Annotated in this window: 17 protein-coding genes; 13 read left to right on the forward strand and 4 right to left on the reverse strand. The window is 40.6% G+C overall.

Annotated elements, in window-relative coordinates:
• The first annotated feature begins 48 nt into the window (after window positions 1–48).
• Genes HUU49_00755 through HUU49_00770 form a run of 4 tightly spaced genes read left to right on the forward strand, consistent with a single transcriptional unit; the run spans window position 49 to window position 3120 of the window.
• Window positions 49–1077 carry an NAD-dependent epimerase/dehydratase family protein gene (locus tag HUU49_00755; GenBank protein ID NUM25135.1) on the forward strand — a complete coding sequence of 343 codons (1029 nt, stop codon included), beginning with the start codon at window positions 49–51 and terminating at the stop codon, window positions 1075–1077.
• Window positions 1078–1086: 9 nt separating this feature from the next.
• The gene (locus tag HUU49_00760) at window positions 1087–1758 is read left to right on the forward strand and encodes a glycosyltransferase family 2 protein (GenBank protein NUM25136.1); all 672 of its coding nucleotides are present in this window, start codon (window positions 1087–1089) and stop codon (window positions 1756–1758) included.
• A complete protein-coding gene (locus HUU49_00765) occupies window positions 1755–2084 on the forward strand; it encodes a DUF2304 family protein (protein NUM25137.1) in 330 nt (109 codons plus the stop codon). Before HUU49_00760 ends, HUU49_00765 begins: the two co-directional genes overlap by 4 nt.
• On the forward strand, window positions 2074–3120 hold the full coding sequence (locus tag HUU49_00770) for a glycosyltransferase family 2 protein (protein NUM25138.1): 1047 nt from the start codon (window positions 2074–2076) through the stop codon (window positions 3118–3120). The genes HUU49_00765 and HUU49_00770 overlap by 11 nt, the downstream gene beginning before the upstream one ends.
• On the opposite strand, the gene HUU49_00775 is transcribed toward HUU49_00770, so the two are convergent.
• Window positions 3107–3418: a divalent-cation tolerance protein CutA gene (locus HUU49_00775; protein NUM25139.1), complete on the reverse strand. Its 312-nt coding sequence runs from the start codon at window positions 3416–3418 to the stop codon at window positions 3107–3109. The genes HUU49_00770 and HUU49_00775 overlap by 14 nt on opposite strands.
• Before the next feature lie 65 nt (window positions 3419–3483).
• On the opposite strand from HUU49_00775, the gene HUU49_00780 reads away from it, so the two are divergent.
• The 3 genes from HUU49_00780 to HUU49_00790 are packed head-to-tail and all read left to right on the forward strand — an operon-like array spanning window position 3484 to window position 6166.
• Window positions 3484–4632, forward strand: coding sequence for a glycosyltransferase family 4 protein (locus tag HUU49_00780; GenBank protein ID NUM25140.1), 1149 nt, complete (start codon window positions 3484–3486; stop codon window positions 4630–4632).
• A complete protein-coding gene (gene vanZ / locus HUU49_00785) occupies window positions 4629–5003 on the forward strand; it encodes a VanZ family protein (protein NUM25141.1) in 375 nt (124 codons plus the stop codon). The genes HUU49_00780 and vanZ overlap by 4 nt, the downstream gene beginning before the upstream one ends.
• Entirely contained in the window at window positions 5000–6166 is a 1167-nt protein-coding gene (locus HUU49_00790) for a glycosyltransferase family 4 protein (GenBank protein NUM25142.1), read from the forward strand. Before vanZ ends, HUU49_00790 begins: the two co-directional genes overlap by 4 nt.
• A gap of 64 nt (window positions 6167–6230) precedes the next feature.
• Here the strand turns inward: HUU49_00790 and HUU49_00795 are convergent, their stop codons facing one another.
• The 3 genes from HUU49_00795 to HUU49_00805 all read right to left on the reverse strand — a co-directional run bounded on the left by HUU49_00795 (window position 6231) and on the right by HUU49_00805 (window position 9386).
• Complete coding sequence (locus tag HUU49_00795) at window positions 6231–6599, reverse strand: hypothetical protein (GenBank protein NUM25143.1); 369 nt, start codon at window positions 6597–6599, stop codon at window positions 6231–6233.
• A gap of 106 nt (window positions 6600–6705) precedes the next feature.
• Complete coding sequence (locus tag HUU49_00800; GenBank protein ID NUM25144.1) at window positions 6706–7191, reverse strand: hypothetical protein; 486 nt, start codon at window positions 7189–7191, stop codon at window positions 6706–6708.
• 98 nt (window positions 7192–7289) lie between these two features.
• On the reverse strand, window positions 7290–9386 hold the full coding sequence (locus HUU49_00805) for a hypothetical protein (GenBank protein NUM25145.1): 2097 nt from the start codon (window positions 9384–9386) through the stop codon (window positions 7290–7292).
• A gap of 72 nt (window positions 9387–9458) precedes the next feature.
• Between HUU49_00805 and HUU49_00810 the strand changes: the two genes are divergently transcribed.
• From HUU49_00810 to rfbB, 6 genes are all read left to right on the forward strand, one after another.
• A complete protein-coding gene (locus tag HUU49_00810; protein ID NUM25146.1) occupies window positions 9459–11027 on the forward strand; it encodes a glycosyltransferase family 39 protein in 1569 nt (522 codons plus the stop codon).
• A gap of 20 nt (window positions 11028–11047) precedes the next feature.
• The gene (locus HUU49_00815; protein ID NUM25147.1) at window positions 11048–11533 is read left to right on the forward strand and encodes a hypothetical protein; all 486 of its coding nucleotides are present in this window, start codon (window positions 11048–11050) and stop codon (window positions 11531–11533) included.
• Window positions 11534–11735: 202 nt separating this feature from the next.
• A complete protein-coding gene (locus HUU49_00820; protein NUM25148.1) occupies window positions 11736–12185 on the forward strand; it encodes a dTDP-4-dehydrorhamnose 3,5-epimerase family protein in 450 nt (149 codons plus the stop codon).
• A 48-nt stretch (window positions 12186–12233) separates the two neighbouring features.
• Complete coding sequence (locus HUU49_00825; protein ID NUM25149.1) at window positions 12234–13892, forward strand: arabinofuranosyltransferase; 1659 nt, start codon at window positions 12234–12236, stop codon at window positions 13890–13892.
• Window positions 13893–13897: 5 nt separating this feature from the next.
• Entirely contained in the window at window positions 13898–14296 is a 399-nt protein-coding gene (locus HUU49_00830) for an HIT family protein (protein ID NUM25150.1), read from the forward strand.
• A 3-nt stretch (window positions 14297–14299) separates the two neighbouring features.
• A complete protein-coding gene (gene rfbB, locus HUU49_00835) occupies window positions 14300–15310 on the forward strand; it encodes a dTDP-glucose 4,6-dehydratase (GenBank protein ID NUM25151.1) in 1011 nt (336 codons plus the stop codon).

Raw genomic sequence — 15310 nt, forward strand, 5'->3', positions numbered from 1 at the left:
TTTTAGTGTACTTCTAATAAATTTTGAGCTGGTAAAATATCATAAAATATGCCGAAAAAAGCAATTTTTGAGAAAAAAAATATTCTAATTACGGGAGGAGCTGGCTTTATTGGTTCTCATCTTTGTGATGAGTTGGTAAAAGACAGCAAGGTGATTTGTATTGACAATTTTGTTTCCGGAGACGAAAGCAATATTGATCATTTACTGCAAAATCCTGACTTTCAGTTTATTAAGCACGACATCAATCAGCCCATTAACCTGGAAGAGTTGCCGGAGTTAGAAAAATTTCAGGTCAAGTTTCAAGGTGTGCAGGAAATTTATCATCTTGCAGTTCCGACTTCGCCAAAGGATTTTGAACGTCTAAAAGTTGATACGGTTTTGACTAATTCCGTTGGTACCAAAAATGTATTAGACTTGGCGGTTAAGTATAACGCGAAATTTTTGTTAACATCTTCAGCAGTTGTTTACGGCCCGAGAAATACTCAAGACCCGTACTTCAGGGAAGATTATATTGGCGAAGTTGATCAGCTGAGCCCGCGTGCCTGTTATGATGAAGGTAAGCGTTTTGCTGAAACCTTAACGAGAACGTATGGTGAAGCACATAATCTTGACACCAAAATTGTCAGAATATTTAGAACGTACGGCCCACGAATGAAACTTAAAACCGGCGAAATGTTACCAGACTTTGTATCCAACGCTTTAGAGGGTCAAGATTTGGTTATTTTTGGGGATGAAAATTTTTCTTCATCGTTTTGCCATGTTTCTGACGTTGTCCAAGGGCTAACCAAGATTATGAAGAGCGGTGAAGCCGGACCAATTAATTTAGGCAGTGATTTGGAGTATAAAATTGTTGACGTGGCGAAAAAAGTCATTGAGTTAACTAATTCAAAATCAAAAATTGTTTTTGAGAAACCGTTGCTGTTCATGAGTCCTTTGGGATTGCCGGATATTACGGCGGCAAAAGAAAGATTTGGTTGGTTTCCGGTAGTGTTGTTGGAAGCGGGCATTAAGGGAGCGATTGATTATTTTCGAGCTCATAAAGCCATTCTTGGACCAACATCAAGATTAAAGAGATAAAAAACCGCTATGAAAGTAATTGCAGTTATTCCGGCATTCAATGAAGCTCGGGTGATTGGTCGAGTGATTAATGAAGTTAAATCGCGAGTTGATGAAGTCGTTGTAGTTGATGACGGCTCAACTGACGAAACTTTTGCGGTGTCCGAGAGCACCGGGGCTGTGGTTTTGCAGCATGTCATTAATCGTGGCCAGGGTGCAGCTTTGCAAACTGGTATTATTTTTGCCCTAAAGCGTCAAGCTGATATCATTGTCACTTTTGATGCTGATGGCCAGCATCAAGCAAGTGAGATAACTCGAATGACTGAACCGCTACTGCTGGGAAAAGTTGATGTAGTCTTGGGTTCTCGATTTCTAGATTTTTCAAGCAATATGCCACCTAGCCGCCGGTTAGTACTTCAGCTTGCAACTTTATTTACTAAGGTTTATACCGGTCTGAAGGTCACTGATACCCATAATGGGTTTCGTGCTTTCTCACGCTTGGCAGCTGAAAAAATCGAAATCAAGCAGGACGGTATGGCTCACGCTTCAGAAATTATTGAGCAAATCAAAAAACGCCAGTTGCGTTTTGTAGAAGTAGCGGTCAAAATTGTGTATTCTGATTATTCGCTGCAGAAGGGTCAAAAACTATCCAACTCCTTTAAAATTCTTTGGGATTTAATTATTGGCCGTCTAACCAAATGATTATTAAGTTTATTATCATTTTATTCGTCTTAGTGGCGCTTTGGCGCACTTTTTGGCGCTTCAAAAAGAATGATATTACCGTTCAGGAATTGGTGATCTGGTCTGTTTTTTGGCTTGTGGTGGCGGCGGCAACGTTGGTGCCAAAGGAAACAGACACTATCGCCCAATTTGTTGGGGTTGAGCGGGGTGCGGATTTGCTAGTGTATCTCTCGATTTTGGTTTTATTTTTTGTCGTCTTTAAAATTATTGTCAAACTTGAAAAGATTGATCGGGACATCACTAAATTGGTCAGGGGAGTAGCAATTACCAAAAAAGATGGTCAGTAAAGTTTTATTAGTTATTGTCACCTATAATGCCGCTGGGTATATCACCGACTGTCTGTCTAGTCTGGATAAAATTAATTATCCAAAAGCTGATTTAGAAATTTTGATTATTGATAACAATTCCAGCGATAATTCAGTTGAGTTGATAAAGAGGAATTGGCCGGATGTCACAGTTGTTGCCAACCAGGCCAATTTAGGGTTTGCCGGTGGTAATAATATTGGTTTTCGATATGCGGTCGATAAACATTTTGATTTTGTTTATTTATTGAATCAGGATACAGAAGCTGATCCTGATTTTTTGATTAATGCTTTGACGGTCGCCCAAACTGATTCTAAAATTGGGGCCGTTCAGTCAAAGTTATTACTGTTTGATGATCAGGCCAAAATTAACAGTATTGGCAACGAGATTCATTATCTAGGCTTTGGTTACGCCGGCGGCCACAAAACCAAAGACCATAGTATTGGGGAGCGTGAAATCACCTATCCGTCCGGTGCTGCAAGTTTATTTTCGGTTACTGCACTAAAAGATGTTGGTTTTTTTAATGAAGAATTTTTTATGTACCATGAAGATTTGGATCTGGGTTGGCGGCTGTGGTTGGCAGGCTATCGGATAGTTTTAGCGGGTCAGTCGGTGGTTTATCATAAGTATGAATTTTCGAGAAGTATCAAGAAGTTTTACTTTATGGAGCGCAATCGTCGGCTTGTTGTCTTTCAAAATTATAAGCTAGGAACCTTGATATTAATTGCTCCAGCCTGCCTAGCGATGAATTTAATGATGCTTGGCTATTCTTTTATCGCCGGATGGCATCGTGAATTATTTAGATCGTACGCTTATTTATTGAAATCAGAAAACTGGCAAAAAATAAAAAAGACTCGGCAGCAAGTTCAGTCTAAGCGCCGAGTTCCTGACAGGGAGGTGGTTAAGCGGTTTGTTGGTAAAATTGAATTCCAAGATTTAAATAATCCACTCCTTAAATATGTTGTTAATCCAGTATTTAATTTTTATTGGCTAATGGTAAGAAGGTTTATTTGGTGGTAACATCTTTAATCCACGCTTCGTAGTCTTTAGTAGTGAGAAAAAATTCCTTTTTGATGCAGGGCACTTGGTAGGAGTGCATTTTTTTTACCATTTTTTTTATATCATTCCAGTCTGATCCTTTGGCGGTAAGAAACGTTGCAATTTCATTTGATTTTTGAACTTTATTTTTCCACCAGTAGTGACTTTTAATTGGTAAAAAGGTCGCGCAGGCGATTAGTCTGTTTTTTAATAAGGCGTTGGTGATTTTTTGAGCCTCGGTTAAATTTTTATAGGTAACGTAAATGGTGATTAATTTCATGACTAAATTATACCATTTTTTCTAAAATAATTGAATTTTTAGCCAATTTAAGCTACTATATCGGTATGAAAATTGCTATTGTTACTCCAACTTTTCCGCCATATGCCGGTGGTATTGGCAATGTGGCGGCGTTTAATGCCCGACAGCTTGTTAGTCATGGTCATCAGGTGACGGTGTTTACTCCTCAGTATAAAATGGTGGCAGAAGAGGCTACCGACCTGGAGGTGAGGCGCATCAAACCTCTTATTAAATATGGCAATGCGGCGTTTGTGCCGGCCTTGGGCTGGATGCTGAAGGGATATGATCTCGTCCATATTCATTATCCTTTTTTTGGCGGTGCTGAAACGGTTTGGCTGTATCAAAGAAGGTTCAAAAAACAAAAAACCAAAATCGTGCTGCATTATCACATGGATGTGGTTGGTGAAGGAATATTCAAGTTGATTTTTAAGATCCATCGAGCAATCTTTCTACCAAAAATTATTAAGATGTCAGACAGGGTTATTGTAACATCGATTGATTATGCCAAGAATTCAAATATTGCGGGGATGTTAGCAAAAACGCCTGCTAAATTCATTGAAGTCCCAAATGGTGTCGACGCCAACCATTTTGCGCCTCAGTCAAAAGATGAGTCGTTGTTGCAAAAACATCAGATCAATCAAACTGATAAGGTTGTGTTGTTTGTCGGCGGCCTTGATAAGGCCCATTATTTTAAAGGGATTGAATATCTTGTTGAAGCAATGAGTATTTTAAAGCAAGCGACTTATGAGTGGCGGCTGGTTGTTGTGGGTGAGGGGGAATTGCGTCGTGACTATCAGGATTTAGCGGCGCAACTAGGCATTGATAATAAAGTCATTTTTACTGGGTATGTTCCAAACGATGACTTGGTAAAATATTATAATGTAGCAGATGTGGTTGTCTTGCCGTCAGTTGATAAGTCTGAGGCATTCGGGTTGACATTGGTTGAGGGTATGAGCTGTGCCAAAGCAGTTATTGCTTCAAATTTAGCCGGGGTTCGGGGAGTTATTGATCAGGAAATCAACGGATTAGTTGTTCAGCCGCGAGACGCGAATGATTTGGCAACTAAAGTAAATTTTATTTTAATGCACCAAACACTGGCTGGTGAATACGGTCTGGCCGGACGTGAGAAAGTACTAAGAAAGTACAACTGGAAAATTATCGGCGAGCAGCTTGATAATCTCTATAAAAATTTATGAAAGACATACGGCAGATAATTTTTTGGTGGCTGGCAACCTTGTTGTGGTTTGGGGTAATATACTATTTTTCCAATCAGCCCGATTTAAAATCGCAATTTTTGCCGTCTTGGGATTTGGTGTTACGTAAAATTGCTCATTTAGCAGAGTTTTTTGTTCTGGCATATTTATTTTTTAGGGCGTACCAGTCTGTAGGTTTTTCCAAAATAAAAAGTTTGATTTTTGCCCTTATGTTTTCAGTGTTAGGTGCGGTCTTTGATGAATGGCATCAGAGCTTTATTTCTGGCAGAGTTGCCAGTATTACTGATATACTAATTGATAGTATTGGAGCTTTGGGGTTTAGCGTTTTACAGTTTAATCATTTGCGTAAATGAAAATCTGTGTAATTCATAGCTTATTTAGGCCATATAAACGCGGCGGCGCCGAGGTGGTGGTTGATATTGTCGTTAATGAACTGGTTAAGATGGGCCACCGGGTTGTTATTATTACGCTTGGGCGAAAAAATCAGATCTATCAGGAAGCGGGGTTGACTATCTATCGGATTAACCCGCTTAATGTGTTTTCTTTTTTGGATATCGACAAACGGCCGATTTGGTTGAGGATTTTTTGGCATCCGCTGGACGTATTTAATGTGAGTAGCTATTTTAAAGTTAAAAAAATTTTAAAGCTGGAATCACCCGACGTGGTGATGACCCATAATCTTAAGGGTATTGGCTATCTTGTTCCGAAAGCGGTGCGATCTTTGCGGTTAAAACACATACATACCATTCATGATGTTCAGTTGTCTCGGCCTTCAGGGTTAATTTTGTATGGTCAGGAAAAACCCTTTTTAATTATTGATAAAATCTATGAAAAGATAGTGCGGGCTTTGATTGGCAGTCCGGACATTGTGGTGTCGCCATCAAGATGGCTAATGGGGTATTACCAGGCGCGCGGGTTTTTTTACGAATCAAAAAAGATTATTATGCCAAACCCCATTGTTTTTAAAAAGATTGATAAAAACATCGGTAAGGATAAGCCCGAAGGCTTGGTGACGCTGTTGTTTGTCGGCCAAATTGAGCAGTTTAAAGGCATTCTATTTTTGATTGAAGCCTTGAAGAAAGTCCGATTAAATAATTGGCGGCTGCAGATTATTGGTTCAGGAAATGCACAAGACTTGGTGCAGCAAAAGATTATTGGGGACAGCCGTTTTGAAATGGTTGGTCGGGTATCTCAAGAAGAGCTTTTGGAGTATTATCGCGCCGCTGATGTTACGGTGGTGCCGTCGCTTTGCTATGAAAATTCACCGAAGGTAATTGATGAAAGTTTAATTGCCAATGTCCCTGTGATCGCCTCTGACATTGGCGGAGTGTCGGAAATTGTTAAAGATGATTATAATGGTTTTACCTTCGCTCCCGGCAACGAAAAAAATTTGATTGAGGTATTGGAATACTTTTTATCTCATCCGGAAAAAATTGATGAACTAAAGAAAAATTGTTTTATTTCCGTTCGAAATTTTTCTACTAGCAACTACTTAAAAAAATTAATTTCTTTGTAAACAAAAGAAAAACGACCAACGGTTGATGGTTGGTCGCAAGAGCAAGGATGAATTGCGGGGTTGGTCAGACAGCAACGGGCTGTCGGCCTTGGGAACGCTGGATTGCCTCGGTGATGGCTTCTTCGGCGAAGAAGCCTTGAATTGAGGGTTTGCTGGCAATGTTTGCCGCCAGCATCCGGAGTTCGTCAGCCTTGTAGCTGACTTCATGAAGGAGTTCGAAAGCGTTGGGTACGTTTGGAACGTATTCGAATCGTTCGGCAATTCGATCCCAGAGTGCCTGGCCGGTGAGAGGATTGTCTGGGTTATCGCAAGTCAGAGCGATGACTGCGACGCAAACCCATTCTTCATCTCCTCCCATCCAGAGGAAGTCCAGCAATTCGGCCATCTCTTCATGGCCGTTTGCCAGTTCGGCAAAAGTGCGAAGTAAAGGCATAAGACGGTACCTCCGTGGTTGGTTTGAGTTGGGTGCCTGCCTTTTGGTAATTTGAAAGTACCATAAAACACTAAAAAAATCAAGTCTCAATAAAAACGACCAGCGGTTAGGTGGTCGTTGACGGCATCTTGACTTCCAGGATGCGTTCAATTTCTTCGGCGATATTCCGAATATTTTTTCCGATTTGCGGCCTGTCAATGCCGGTTTCATCGGTTTCGGAATAAAACTTTTGCCGCAGATGGGCAAGCAGTTCTTCGTCGGAAAGGGGTGTTTCGCTGCCGTTGCAGCAGAGTATGGTTAGTGCTGCTGCGATTGCGTGATGGCTTAATTTCCGCAGCTCGCTACAGGAGCAAAGGAAATCAAAAATCACAATTAGCTCAAGGTTGCCGTTATGCAGCGCTTCAATGGTTGTGAACGGGTCAAACAATTCGACCAAAATTCGGCCAAGACCAGAACATTGATTGCTGTTAAACAGCGAACACTCAGTGCAGATTTTCCCCCTTGACTCAAGAAAATCATGGAAGAAGGTGTCAGGTGGTTGCGGGCACTGTACCCGCGATAGTGCATGCACTACAAACGCCGGTGTGTCCATATCTCCCTTCCTTTTCTATGGTAACCCCGCTGGGTGGGGGTTTTGGCGCGGTTAGCGAATGAAGCTATAGGACACTTTAGTGTTTGTTGAAAAAAATGTCAATCCTTTGAATATTTAAAAATAGTCACTGTCCCATTATCAATCTCGTAAATTTGATCGGCGGTTTTTTTAGCTTTAGCTTTGATTTTTTCAGCATTATTCCAATAACTATTTAAAACAAAGTAACCTTCATTAACCCCGGTTGCTGACATTGCCCGATTCATAGTTTCCTTTGTAGTATCCTGATAAATCATCGCCAAGAAGTGCTCATATAAAGTTTGGTTTTTGCCGCTGGGCATTGAGTAGAAAAATTGATCGCCGTAGTATTTTTTAAAACCAAATTCGTTAATAGCCGCGACGCCGATCATTTGATTTGCCAGAACAATATGGTCAGGGCTGGCAATTTGCTCGATGAAGTTAACTGCTTTGATATCCGATTCGGAAACACTAAAAAATTTTGCCGGCTGGTACCGATCAAGCGCCGGGTATGATAGGTATAAAGAAATACTGAGCCCGCCGCTAATGGCAAAAACTAAAAATATTTTTGCAAACCAATCTTTTTCCCACAGGTTTTTGATAATAATTGAAAGTCCAAGTAGGAAGAATGGCAGCAGAATGTAAAATGTCAGCACTAATAGTCTGCTAACAAAGTCGGCTTGGTCGTTATCGCGTAGGCTAGGGAACGTTAACCAATAGCGAATAATTAAATAATCAGCAAAAAGTACTGCCGCCGCCGCTAAGAAAGGTGCGTTGTTTTTGAGTAAGCGGCGTTTAGTAACATACATGATACCTAGCAGGATAATCGCTGACGCGATAATCAGGCGATTTAGATCAGCTAGATATACGAGATTGAGAGCTAAATCAAACTTGTTAACCCATCCGGCAATTGAAATATCCGTCAATTTGAAATCAGGATCAAAGTTAATCGCTGAACCGTTGAGAAGAAAAGCCATGGGTAAGAAAATAACAAATACTGCCGCCGCCAAAAAGTATAATGTTAAGTATTTGCTATAGCTGTTGTATAAGATTTTAAACAGGTTTAGCAGTATAACGGCGATAATCAGTGGAATGCCGGCGAGCGGATGAACAGCCGTGGTGGCAAATGCTAAAAGGTATAATATCATGCCATCAACCTGGTTGCGGTAATAAAGCAGCGACAACAAAATGGTGATTAAAAATAGTACATTAGCAAGATTTTGCGGCGCCGTCATAATAAAACTGCTAAACGGTATGACAAGTGCTGCTAGTGCTAAAGTGAGAGCGTAGTTTTTATGGAGCCAGAGATTAAAAACATAAAAAATTGTTGGGCCGACTATTAGTGAAAATAGTGCCGGAACTAGTACGCGATCAATCAAACTTAGGTCAATCATTGAAATTTTAGCAAGAAAAATTACAATGGCGTATTGCCCGAGGTAGTATAGCGGTGTGGGGTGGATCTGCCCGGTGGCGCTAATTATTCTTTCGGTCGCCTGGTGGATAAAAGGATCAAATCCATAGCCAATTTTATAGACAATCGTGGCAATGCCGGTACTTAGGAAGGTATGAATAATAATTAACGCCAGCGGCCCCTTGGTTCGGTGCGAACGTAAGAGGTACGTTGCTAAAATGGTGGTAGCGATAAAATAGATTGGGAAGAAAAATTGATGTACTGTTTGCCAGGGAGTTTGAATTGATTGAGTGGTCTGGCCTTGAACCAATAGATAAAATCCGCCGGCGGCGAAAAAGAGATATGCAATAGCTAATAAGAAATTAGTTTTAGATTCGCGCCGCTCGTCAAATTTATCAAGATAATTTTTTATCAGTTCTTTGACAGACAGTTTTTTTCTTAAGTGGGAATAGTAGTAGGGCGTAATGAACAGCATTGGTAATAGAAACACCAGGGAAATTATAAAATAGTCATCAAGTTTCAAAAAGAGCAGTGCTACCGTCCCGGCCAAGCTGATTAGCGCTAACAAAAAAACAAATCCCAGCATGATTTGCCATCCTGGTTTGGCGATAAAAATCGAGCCAAGAATGAAGCTCAGGAATAATAAGTAACAGAAAGTCAGGCCCAGTGCCACGATTTGATTTTGCCAGGCAGTGATATTAAAAACCAGACCAAAGCAAAGGATGGCTGAGATGAGAACATATTGAGACTGGCTTAGTTTTTCTTCCATTGTCTATTTTTATATCAGGATGATTATATTTTAGCACAAAATGCCTAATGTTTGCTATAATAATAAGGTATTATGAAAAAGCAATTTCCTATTTTTTTAATAGTTGCCGCGTTGGTGGCTTTAGTTGGCTATTTCTGGCTGGTTCGGCCGCTTGGCGCTGATTTGAATATAGGCCCGCGGTTTGATTGGCCGGATGAAACAGCTAATTATTTCTGGTCAAAAAGTTATAGCCAGACCGGAGAATTAACATTGGCTGAGCCAATGAACATTGCCGCACATAACCAGATTCATCCTCGCAGCTTTAACGTTCGAACTGACGGTTCGCTGGTGCCCGGAAGCTTTTTAGGGTTAATTCTCCTGTACGGTACATTGGCCAAAGTTTTTAGTTTGAGCTCGTTAATCTATTTTACCCCGATTTTTTCGGTGTTGGCGGTCTTGGCTTTCTATGGGATTGTTAAGCGAATTTTTAATGAACGAATTGCTTTGATTTCAGCGCTGTTAATGTTGTTTCACCCGGCCTGGTGGTATTACTCGGTGACGTCAATGCTGCCAAATGTGGCCTTTGTCGCTTTTTTAATTTTTAGCATTTATTTTGTTTTAAAAAACCATCACCCAAAATTAGTTGATGTTTTATTGGGTGGATTTTTCTTGGGGATCAGTCTTTCAATTAGGCCATCGGAAATTATCTGGGTTGGCTTTATATATTTAGTTTTGCTCGCTTATCGGCGTGACAATCTGCGGGCAAAAAATATTATTCTACTGCTAGTAATAACGGCCGCAGTTATGGCTCCGGCTATCTATCAGCAAAAAGTCATTTATGGTGATTATTTGGCGTCCGGTTATAATCAGCTTGATGAAATAACGCCGTCCTGCCAGACCTGCCAGATTGTGAAATCAGTTATTGCACCGTTTGGTTTTCATCCGCAATTGATGGCAGTAAATTTCTGGACCCACTTTATCAGTCGTTTTTGGTGGTGGTCACTTCTCGCCATTTTGGGCCTAATTGCCTTTTTATTCCAAACCAGCAAGCAGCGAATAGAAGTTTTCTTTTACATGTTGATTTCAATGTTTGTTTTTGCTTGGCTGGGAATTTATTACGGCAGCTGGCAGTTTACTGATCTATTGACGGTTCATCTTAATACGTTAGGTCTTTCTTATGTCCGGTACTGGTTGCCGTTATACATCTTGGTTTTGCCGTTTGTTGCTATTGGTTTGACTTGGCTGACGAACTTTTTCAAAAATCGGGTGAAAGTTTTAGCATTGGCTGTTTTGATTGGTGCGTTATTGTATCAGTCGGCCGATTTAGTCTTGGTCAAGAAGCCTGATAGTATTTTACCGGTTAAGGAACGGATTTTAGATTATCGTAAGACTGCGGCTAGGGTTTTTGATGTAGTCCCCGAAGATGCGGTAATCGTCACAGTCCGCAAAGATAAGGTGTTTTTTCCCGACCGGCGGGTAATTCATACTTTTGACGCTTTGTCGGTCAATCAAGAGTTACTTGGCATTTTGCCGGATCTAGTTAGCCAAGTGCCGGTTTATTATTATGCTTTAGGTCCTGAGCCAGAAGTAGAATTTAGTAATGGATTGAAACTTGAGACGGTTGAAACTATTGGTCAAGAGATTTTATATCAAGTCAAATGAGTAAATTTACGCTACGTATTTTGAATATCTGTTTAGTCTTGGGCGGGCTTAGTCTTGGGCTGTGGTTGGCAAATGTTAATATTCCTTATTACGGGAGCTTGATTATCAAACTTGATCAGGTTAAAGATCAGCCGATGCTTTCGCGGTTAGGTCCGGACGTGCGAATTTCGTTTAATAGTGACTCTTTTGATATTTTAGAAAGCCCAGTCTATTTTGATCTGCGTTCAATGCCGTGGTTTAGCAAGGCGTTGGTATATTTAACATTTCGATCAAAGGGTGATGACTTAGAGGGTGTAGCGCCACAGGTTGGACCAGACTGGCAATATCACCTTCAGCCGCCGGTGACTGTCATTGATTTGGAAAATGATTGGCACAAGGCAGTGTTTGAATTTGATTTGCGGAAGGTGTATCAAGAAAAAAATATCCGCCGGTTTTTGGTCTCGACCATTCATCAACCAGGAGGTAGTCTGGAAGTTTCGGACTTAACGATTATTTTGCAGCAATGAAATTTCTTAAGATCAAAAACAAAAATGTCCAAGCAGCACTGAATTCAGTTTTTAGGTTTAGTACAATTTTATTTGTAATTATTTTAATACTGGAATATCTTTTGCCAGGGTTTGTGACTAATTGGTTTAACCCAATTTGGTTCTTGCTTATCTCAATAATTAGCGTTATGATGCTAAAAATTAACGATTAATTTCTACAACGATGATTGATGGTGTTATTATCAATAAACTGGAGAAATATAATGACAATCGCGGCTGGTTGGCTGAGTTTTTTCGCAATGATTTGGTTGATTTTGATCCGGCGATGGGATATGTTTCGGAAACAAAACCGGGCGTTGCTCGCGGCCCACATGAGCATGTTCACCAGTCTGATTTTTTTGTTTTTTTGATCGGCAAATTTCGGCTTTATTTATGGGATAACCGCGTGGGCGCGAAAAATTATCGCATATTAGAAACCTATGATCTAGGCGAAGAAAACGCCGCCGGAGTAATTATTCCGCCAGGGGTGGTGCATGCGTATAAATGTATTTCCGACACGCCGGGGCTAGTCATTAATTTGCCGGATAAGTTGTATCGGGGGAAAAATAAATCAGAAGAAGTTGACGAAATTCGTTGGGAGGACGATAAGAGTTCGCCGTTTATTGTTGGTTAAAAAAGAGTCCGTCAATAAAAATCTTTTGGTAAAAATATGGAATTTTTTATGCCAGCCGGCCTATGGCAATTGGCAGTACTGCAGCTGCTTTTTTATTTGTTTATCGCTGCGGGAGCAGGCCTTTATCTATTTTTTAGAAAACCGATTATCTTTGTCGGTTTGCTAGCGTTATTCTCCAGCCTGGCTTTTTCGGTTATCTCTTTTAAGGCGGTGGTGCCGTGGTGGGGGTTAACGGGTGATGAGGTATTTATTTTTGCGTTTTTGCAGAAAGTTATTGCGGGAAATTTTTTCGCAGATTTTTTTTATTCGGCACTGCCGCCGTTTTATCCGCCGTTATATTTTTGGGTCGTTGGCGGTGTGGGTAATCTTTTTGGTTTGACTGCCGTGCAGTCTGGAAACTTGGGAGTGGCGTTGATGTTATTGGCAACGCCGCTGATAATTTATTTTTGGCAAGTTATTCGGGGCGAACAAAATCATTCATTGTTAGTGCTATTGCCGGCATTGATGTATGTGGTTAGTAGTTGGTCGGCGGTTATCGTCAAACCGTATGAATTTTTTTCAGCCGTACTGCTGGTTGTTTGGACTATCTTTTTAGCTCAGGACATCTATTATAAAAGACTTGGTTTCAAAAGCCTGATTTTTTATGGCGGTTTTGGCGGACTTTTGTTTTTAACTTTTTATTTTTGGTTTTTAGTTTTATTGATAGCGTTAGCCATATTAAAGCTAATGATTGAAACTGATTTTTTATACTACTTTAAAAAATGGTTTTTAGTTGGAGTAATAATAGCCGTAACAAGTTTGCCGTTTACTTTGCCGCTGGCTATGTCTTATGTTCGTTTTGGTGCGGAAAATTGGCAGGCGGCCTGGTTTATCGAAGAGTATCTTGACTTATATCTGCCATTTTTTGATTTTTCTATTTTTGGAGCAGTGGCTCTGGTGGGATTAATTTCTTTATTCTTGTTGCGGCAAAAAATTGAAATTAAGGTTTTAGGAAGTATATTATTGGCATGCTACACTTGGCAGGCAATTAGTTTATATACTATTTATTTTTGGGACGCTCCCTTTTTACCGGCTAAACCATTTTTATTTTTAGGTGGTGCCACATTATCAGCCGCGGCCGCCTTTGGGTTGACTGAGCTGATTGCCAAGGTAAAAAATAATAGATTGAAATTTGGATTAGTCAGTCTAAGTCTGGTTTTGTTTTCCTCGCAGTTAATTTTTGGCCCGATGATTTCTTCGGAGATTAAATACCACCTAAATCTCACTAGAAATCCGTTGCGTGAGGAATTTATGAATCTAAAGGGCAATCTCGAAAAGATTAGTGATTTAGATAATTTGACGGTGCTTTCTAGTGGAGTCCCGGAAATGTCTGCATTTGTGCCGCTCGATTACTATGTTAGTCATAACATCCATTTTTCTCACCCGGCCGCGCATTTTTCAGACCGCTTTTATTTTGTCCGAAACTTATCTGAAGCGTCTGACGCCAAAGATTTCTTTGAGCGCTTAAAAACTTCGCCGTGGTCCAAGATTGATGCGCTGTTGTTATTGAAGGGTCCGGGGTATTATCCTATCAATTTTTATCTTGATAACTATCCGTTAGGCGGCACTGAGGTTGAAGTTCGTTTTCCGCACCGCTTGATTGATGAGCGATATTTTGTTACAGTTTTTGAAGACAAGCAGTTTGTCTTTTTAAGGCTTAAAGACTAAATATTATGCCTCAAGATTGTATTTTTTGTAAGATTGCCGTTGGTGATATACCGAGTGCTACAATCTACGAAGATGACAAAATAAAAGTTTTTTTAGATATCAATCCGGTGACTAAGGGGCATAGTTTAATTATTCCTAAAGCCCATTACCAGATGATGGCTGACACGCCGTCTGATTTATTGGCACATGTATTCAGCAAGGCTCAGGAGTTAATGGTGGTGATAAAAGAAGCGCTTGAGGCCGACTTCGTCGCGTTGTCGGTGGTTGGCGTAGACGTACCTCATTTTCACGTTCATTTGATTCCACGACGTCACGATGACGGATTAAGTAATTGGTGGCCAACCGGGAAGTATGACAAGGGCGAAATGGAGCAATATGTTCAAAAAATTAAACAAGCATTTTAAGATATGAAACTATTAGTAACCGGCGGCGCCGGTTTTATCGGCTCCAATTTTATTCGGTATTGGCTAATGACTCATCCACATGATGAGGTGGTTAATTTGGATAAATTAACTTATGCCGGCAATCTGGAAAATTTGAAAGGTTTTGAAGGTAAACCAAATTACCGCTTTGTCTTGGGTGATATTACAAACATTGATGTCGTTGGAACCTTGGTGAAAGAGTGTGATTTGATTGTCCATTTTGCGGCTGAAAGCCATGTTGACCGCTCTATTGCTGACGCTGGTGAATTTATTCGTACCAATGTTGTTGGCACGCAGATTTTGCTGCAGGCGGCAAAAGATCATGACAAGCGTTTTCATCATATTTCAACCGATGAAGTATATGGGGCGCTCAGTCTGGACGCCCAAGAAAAATTTAATGAACAGTCGCCCTATAATCCGCGCAATCCGTATTCGGCGTCAAAGGCCGGGTCTGACCACTTAGTGCGGGCATTTTACTATACGCATAAGTTGGACGTGACAATCAGTAACTGTGCTAATAATTACGGACCGTACCAATTTCCGGAGAAGTTTATTCCGCTGGCCATTACTAATCTGCTCGAAGGTAAAAAGGTCCCGGTCTATGGTGACGGTTTATATGTCCGTGATTGGCTGTATGTTGATGATCATTGCCGGGCAATTGATTTGATTTTGCAAAAAGGCGAGATCGGTCAAACGTATTCGATCGGCGGCTTGACTAGTGGCATTAGTAATCTTGAAGTCGTTAAAAAAATTATTGCCCTGCTTGGAAAATCAGAAGACGCTATCGAGTTTGTGCAGGACCGCCCTGGTCATGACCGGCGTTATGAAATTGACTGGTCAAAAGCTAAACAAAAACTTGGTTACAAGCCGCAGTATGATTTTGACACCTATTTAGCAAAGACGGTGGAATGGTACCGTCAAAACGAAGGCTGGTGGAAAAAGATAAAATCCGGCGAGTATCGGGAATACTATAAAAAACAGTACGAAAGGGCGTAG

This window comes from Candidatus Buchananbacteria bacterium, assembly GCA_013359225.1.
Taxonomy (GTDB): domain Bacteria; phylum Patescibacteriota; class Patescibacteriia; order Buchananbacterales; family UBA6539; genus JABWCG01.

What these genes read in the sequence shown, in the direction of transcription:
- HUU49_00810 (NUM25146.1), top strand. Translation starts at nt 9,459, where the DNA reads ATGAAAAAGCAATTTCCTATTTTTTTAATAGTTGCCGCGTTGGTGGCT.
- vanZ (NUM25141.1), top strand. Translation starts at nt 4,629, where the DNA reads ATGAAAGACATACGGCAGATAATTTTTTGGTGGCTGGCAACCTTGTTG.
- HUU49_00805 (NUM25145.1), bottom strand. Translation starts at nt 9,386, where the DNA reads ATGGAAGAAAAACTAAGCCAGTCTCAATATGTTCTCATCTCAGCCATC.
- HUU49_00790 (NUM25142.1), top strand. Translation starts at nt 5,000, where the DNA reads ATGAAAATCTGTGTAATTCATAGCTTATTTAGGCCATATAAACGCGGC.
- HUU49_00800 (NUM25144.1), bottom strand. Translation starts at nt 7,191, where the DNA reads ATGGACACACCGGCGTTTGTAGTGCATGCACTATCGCGGGTACAGTGC.
- HUU49_00830 (NUM25150.1), top strand. Translation starts at nt 13,898, where the DNA reads ATGCCTCAAGATTGTATTTTTTGTAAGATTGCCGTTGGTGATATACCG.
- HUU49_00770 (NUM25138.1), top strand. Translation starts at nt 2,074, where the DNA reads ATGGTCAGTAAAGTTTTATTAGTTATTGTCACCTATAATGCCGCTGGG.
- HUU49_00825 (NUM25149.1), top strand. Translation starts at nt 12,234, where the DNA reads ATGCCAGCCGGCCTATGGCAATTGGCAGTACTGCAGCTGCTTTTTTAT.
- HUU49_00795 (NUM25143.1), bottom strand. Translation starts at nt 6,599, where the DNA reads ATGCCTTTACTTCGCACTTTTGCCGAACTGGCAAACGGCCATGAAGAG.
- rfbB (NUM25151.1), top strand. Translation starts at nt 14,300, where the DNA reads ATGAAACTATTAGTAACCGGCGGCGCCGGTTTTATCGGCTCCAATTTT.
- HUU49_00755 (NUM25135.1), top strand. Translation starts at nt 49, where the DNA reads ATGCCGAAAAAAGCAATTTTTGAGAAAAAAAATATTCTAATTACGGGA.
- HUU49_00820 (NUM25148.1), top strand. Translation starts at nt 11,736, where the DNA reads ATGATTGATGGTGTTATTATCAATAAACTGGAGAAATATAATGACAAT.
- HUU49_00775 (NUM25139.1), bottom strand. Translation starts at nt 3,418, where the DNA reads ATGAAATTAATCACCATTTACGTTACCTATAAAAATTTAACCGAGGCT.
- HUU49_00765 (NUM25137.1), top strand. Translation starts at nt 1,755, where the DNA reads ATGATTATTAAGTTTATTATCATTTTATTCGTCTTAGTGGCGCTTTGG.
- HUU49_00760 (NUM25136.1), top strand. Translation starts at nt 1,087, where the DNA reads ATGAAAGTAATTGCAGTTATTCCGGCATTCAATGAAGCTCGGGTGATT.
- HUU49_00780 (NUM25140.1), top strand. Translation starts at nt 3,484, where the DNA reads ATGAAAATTGCTATTGTTACTCCAACTTTTCCGCCATATGCCGGTGGT.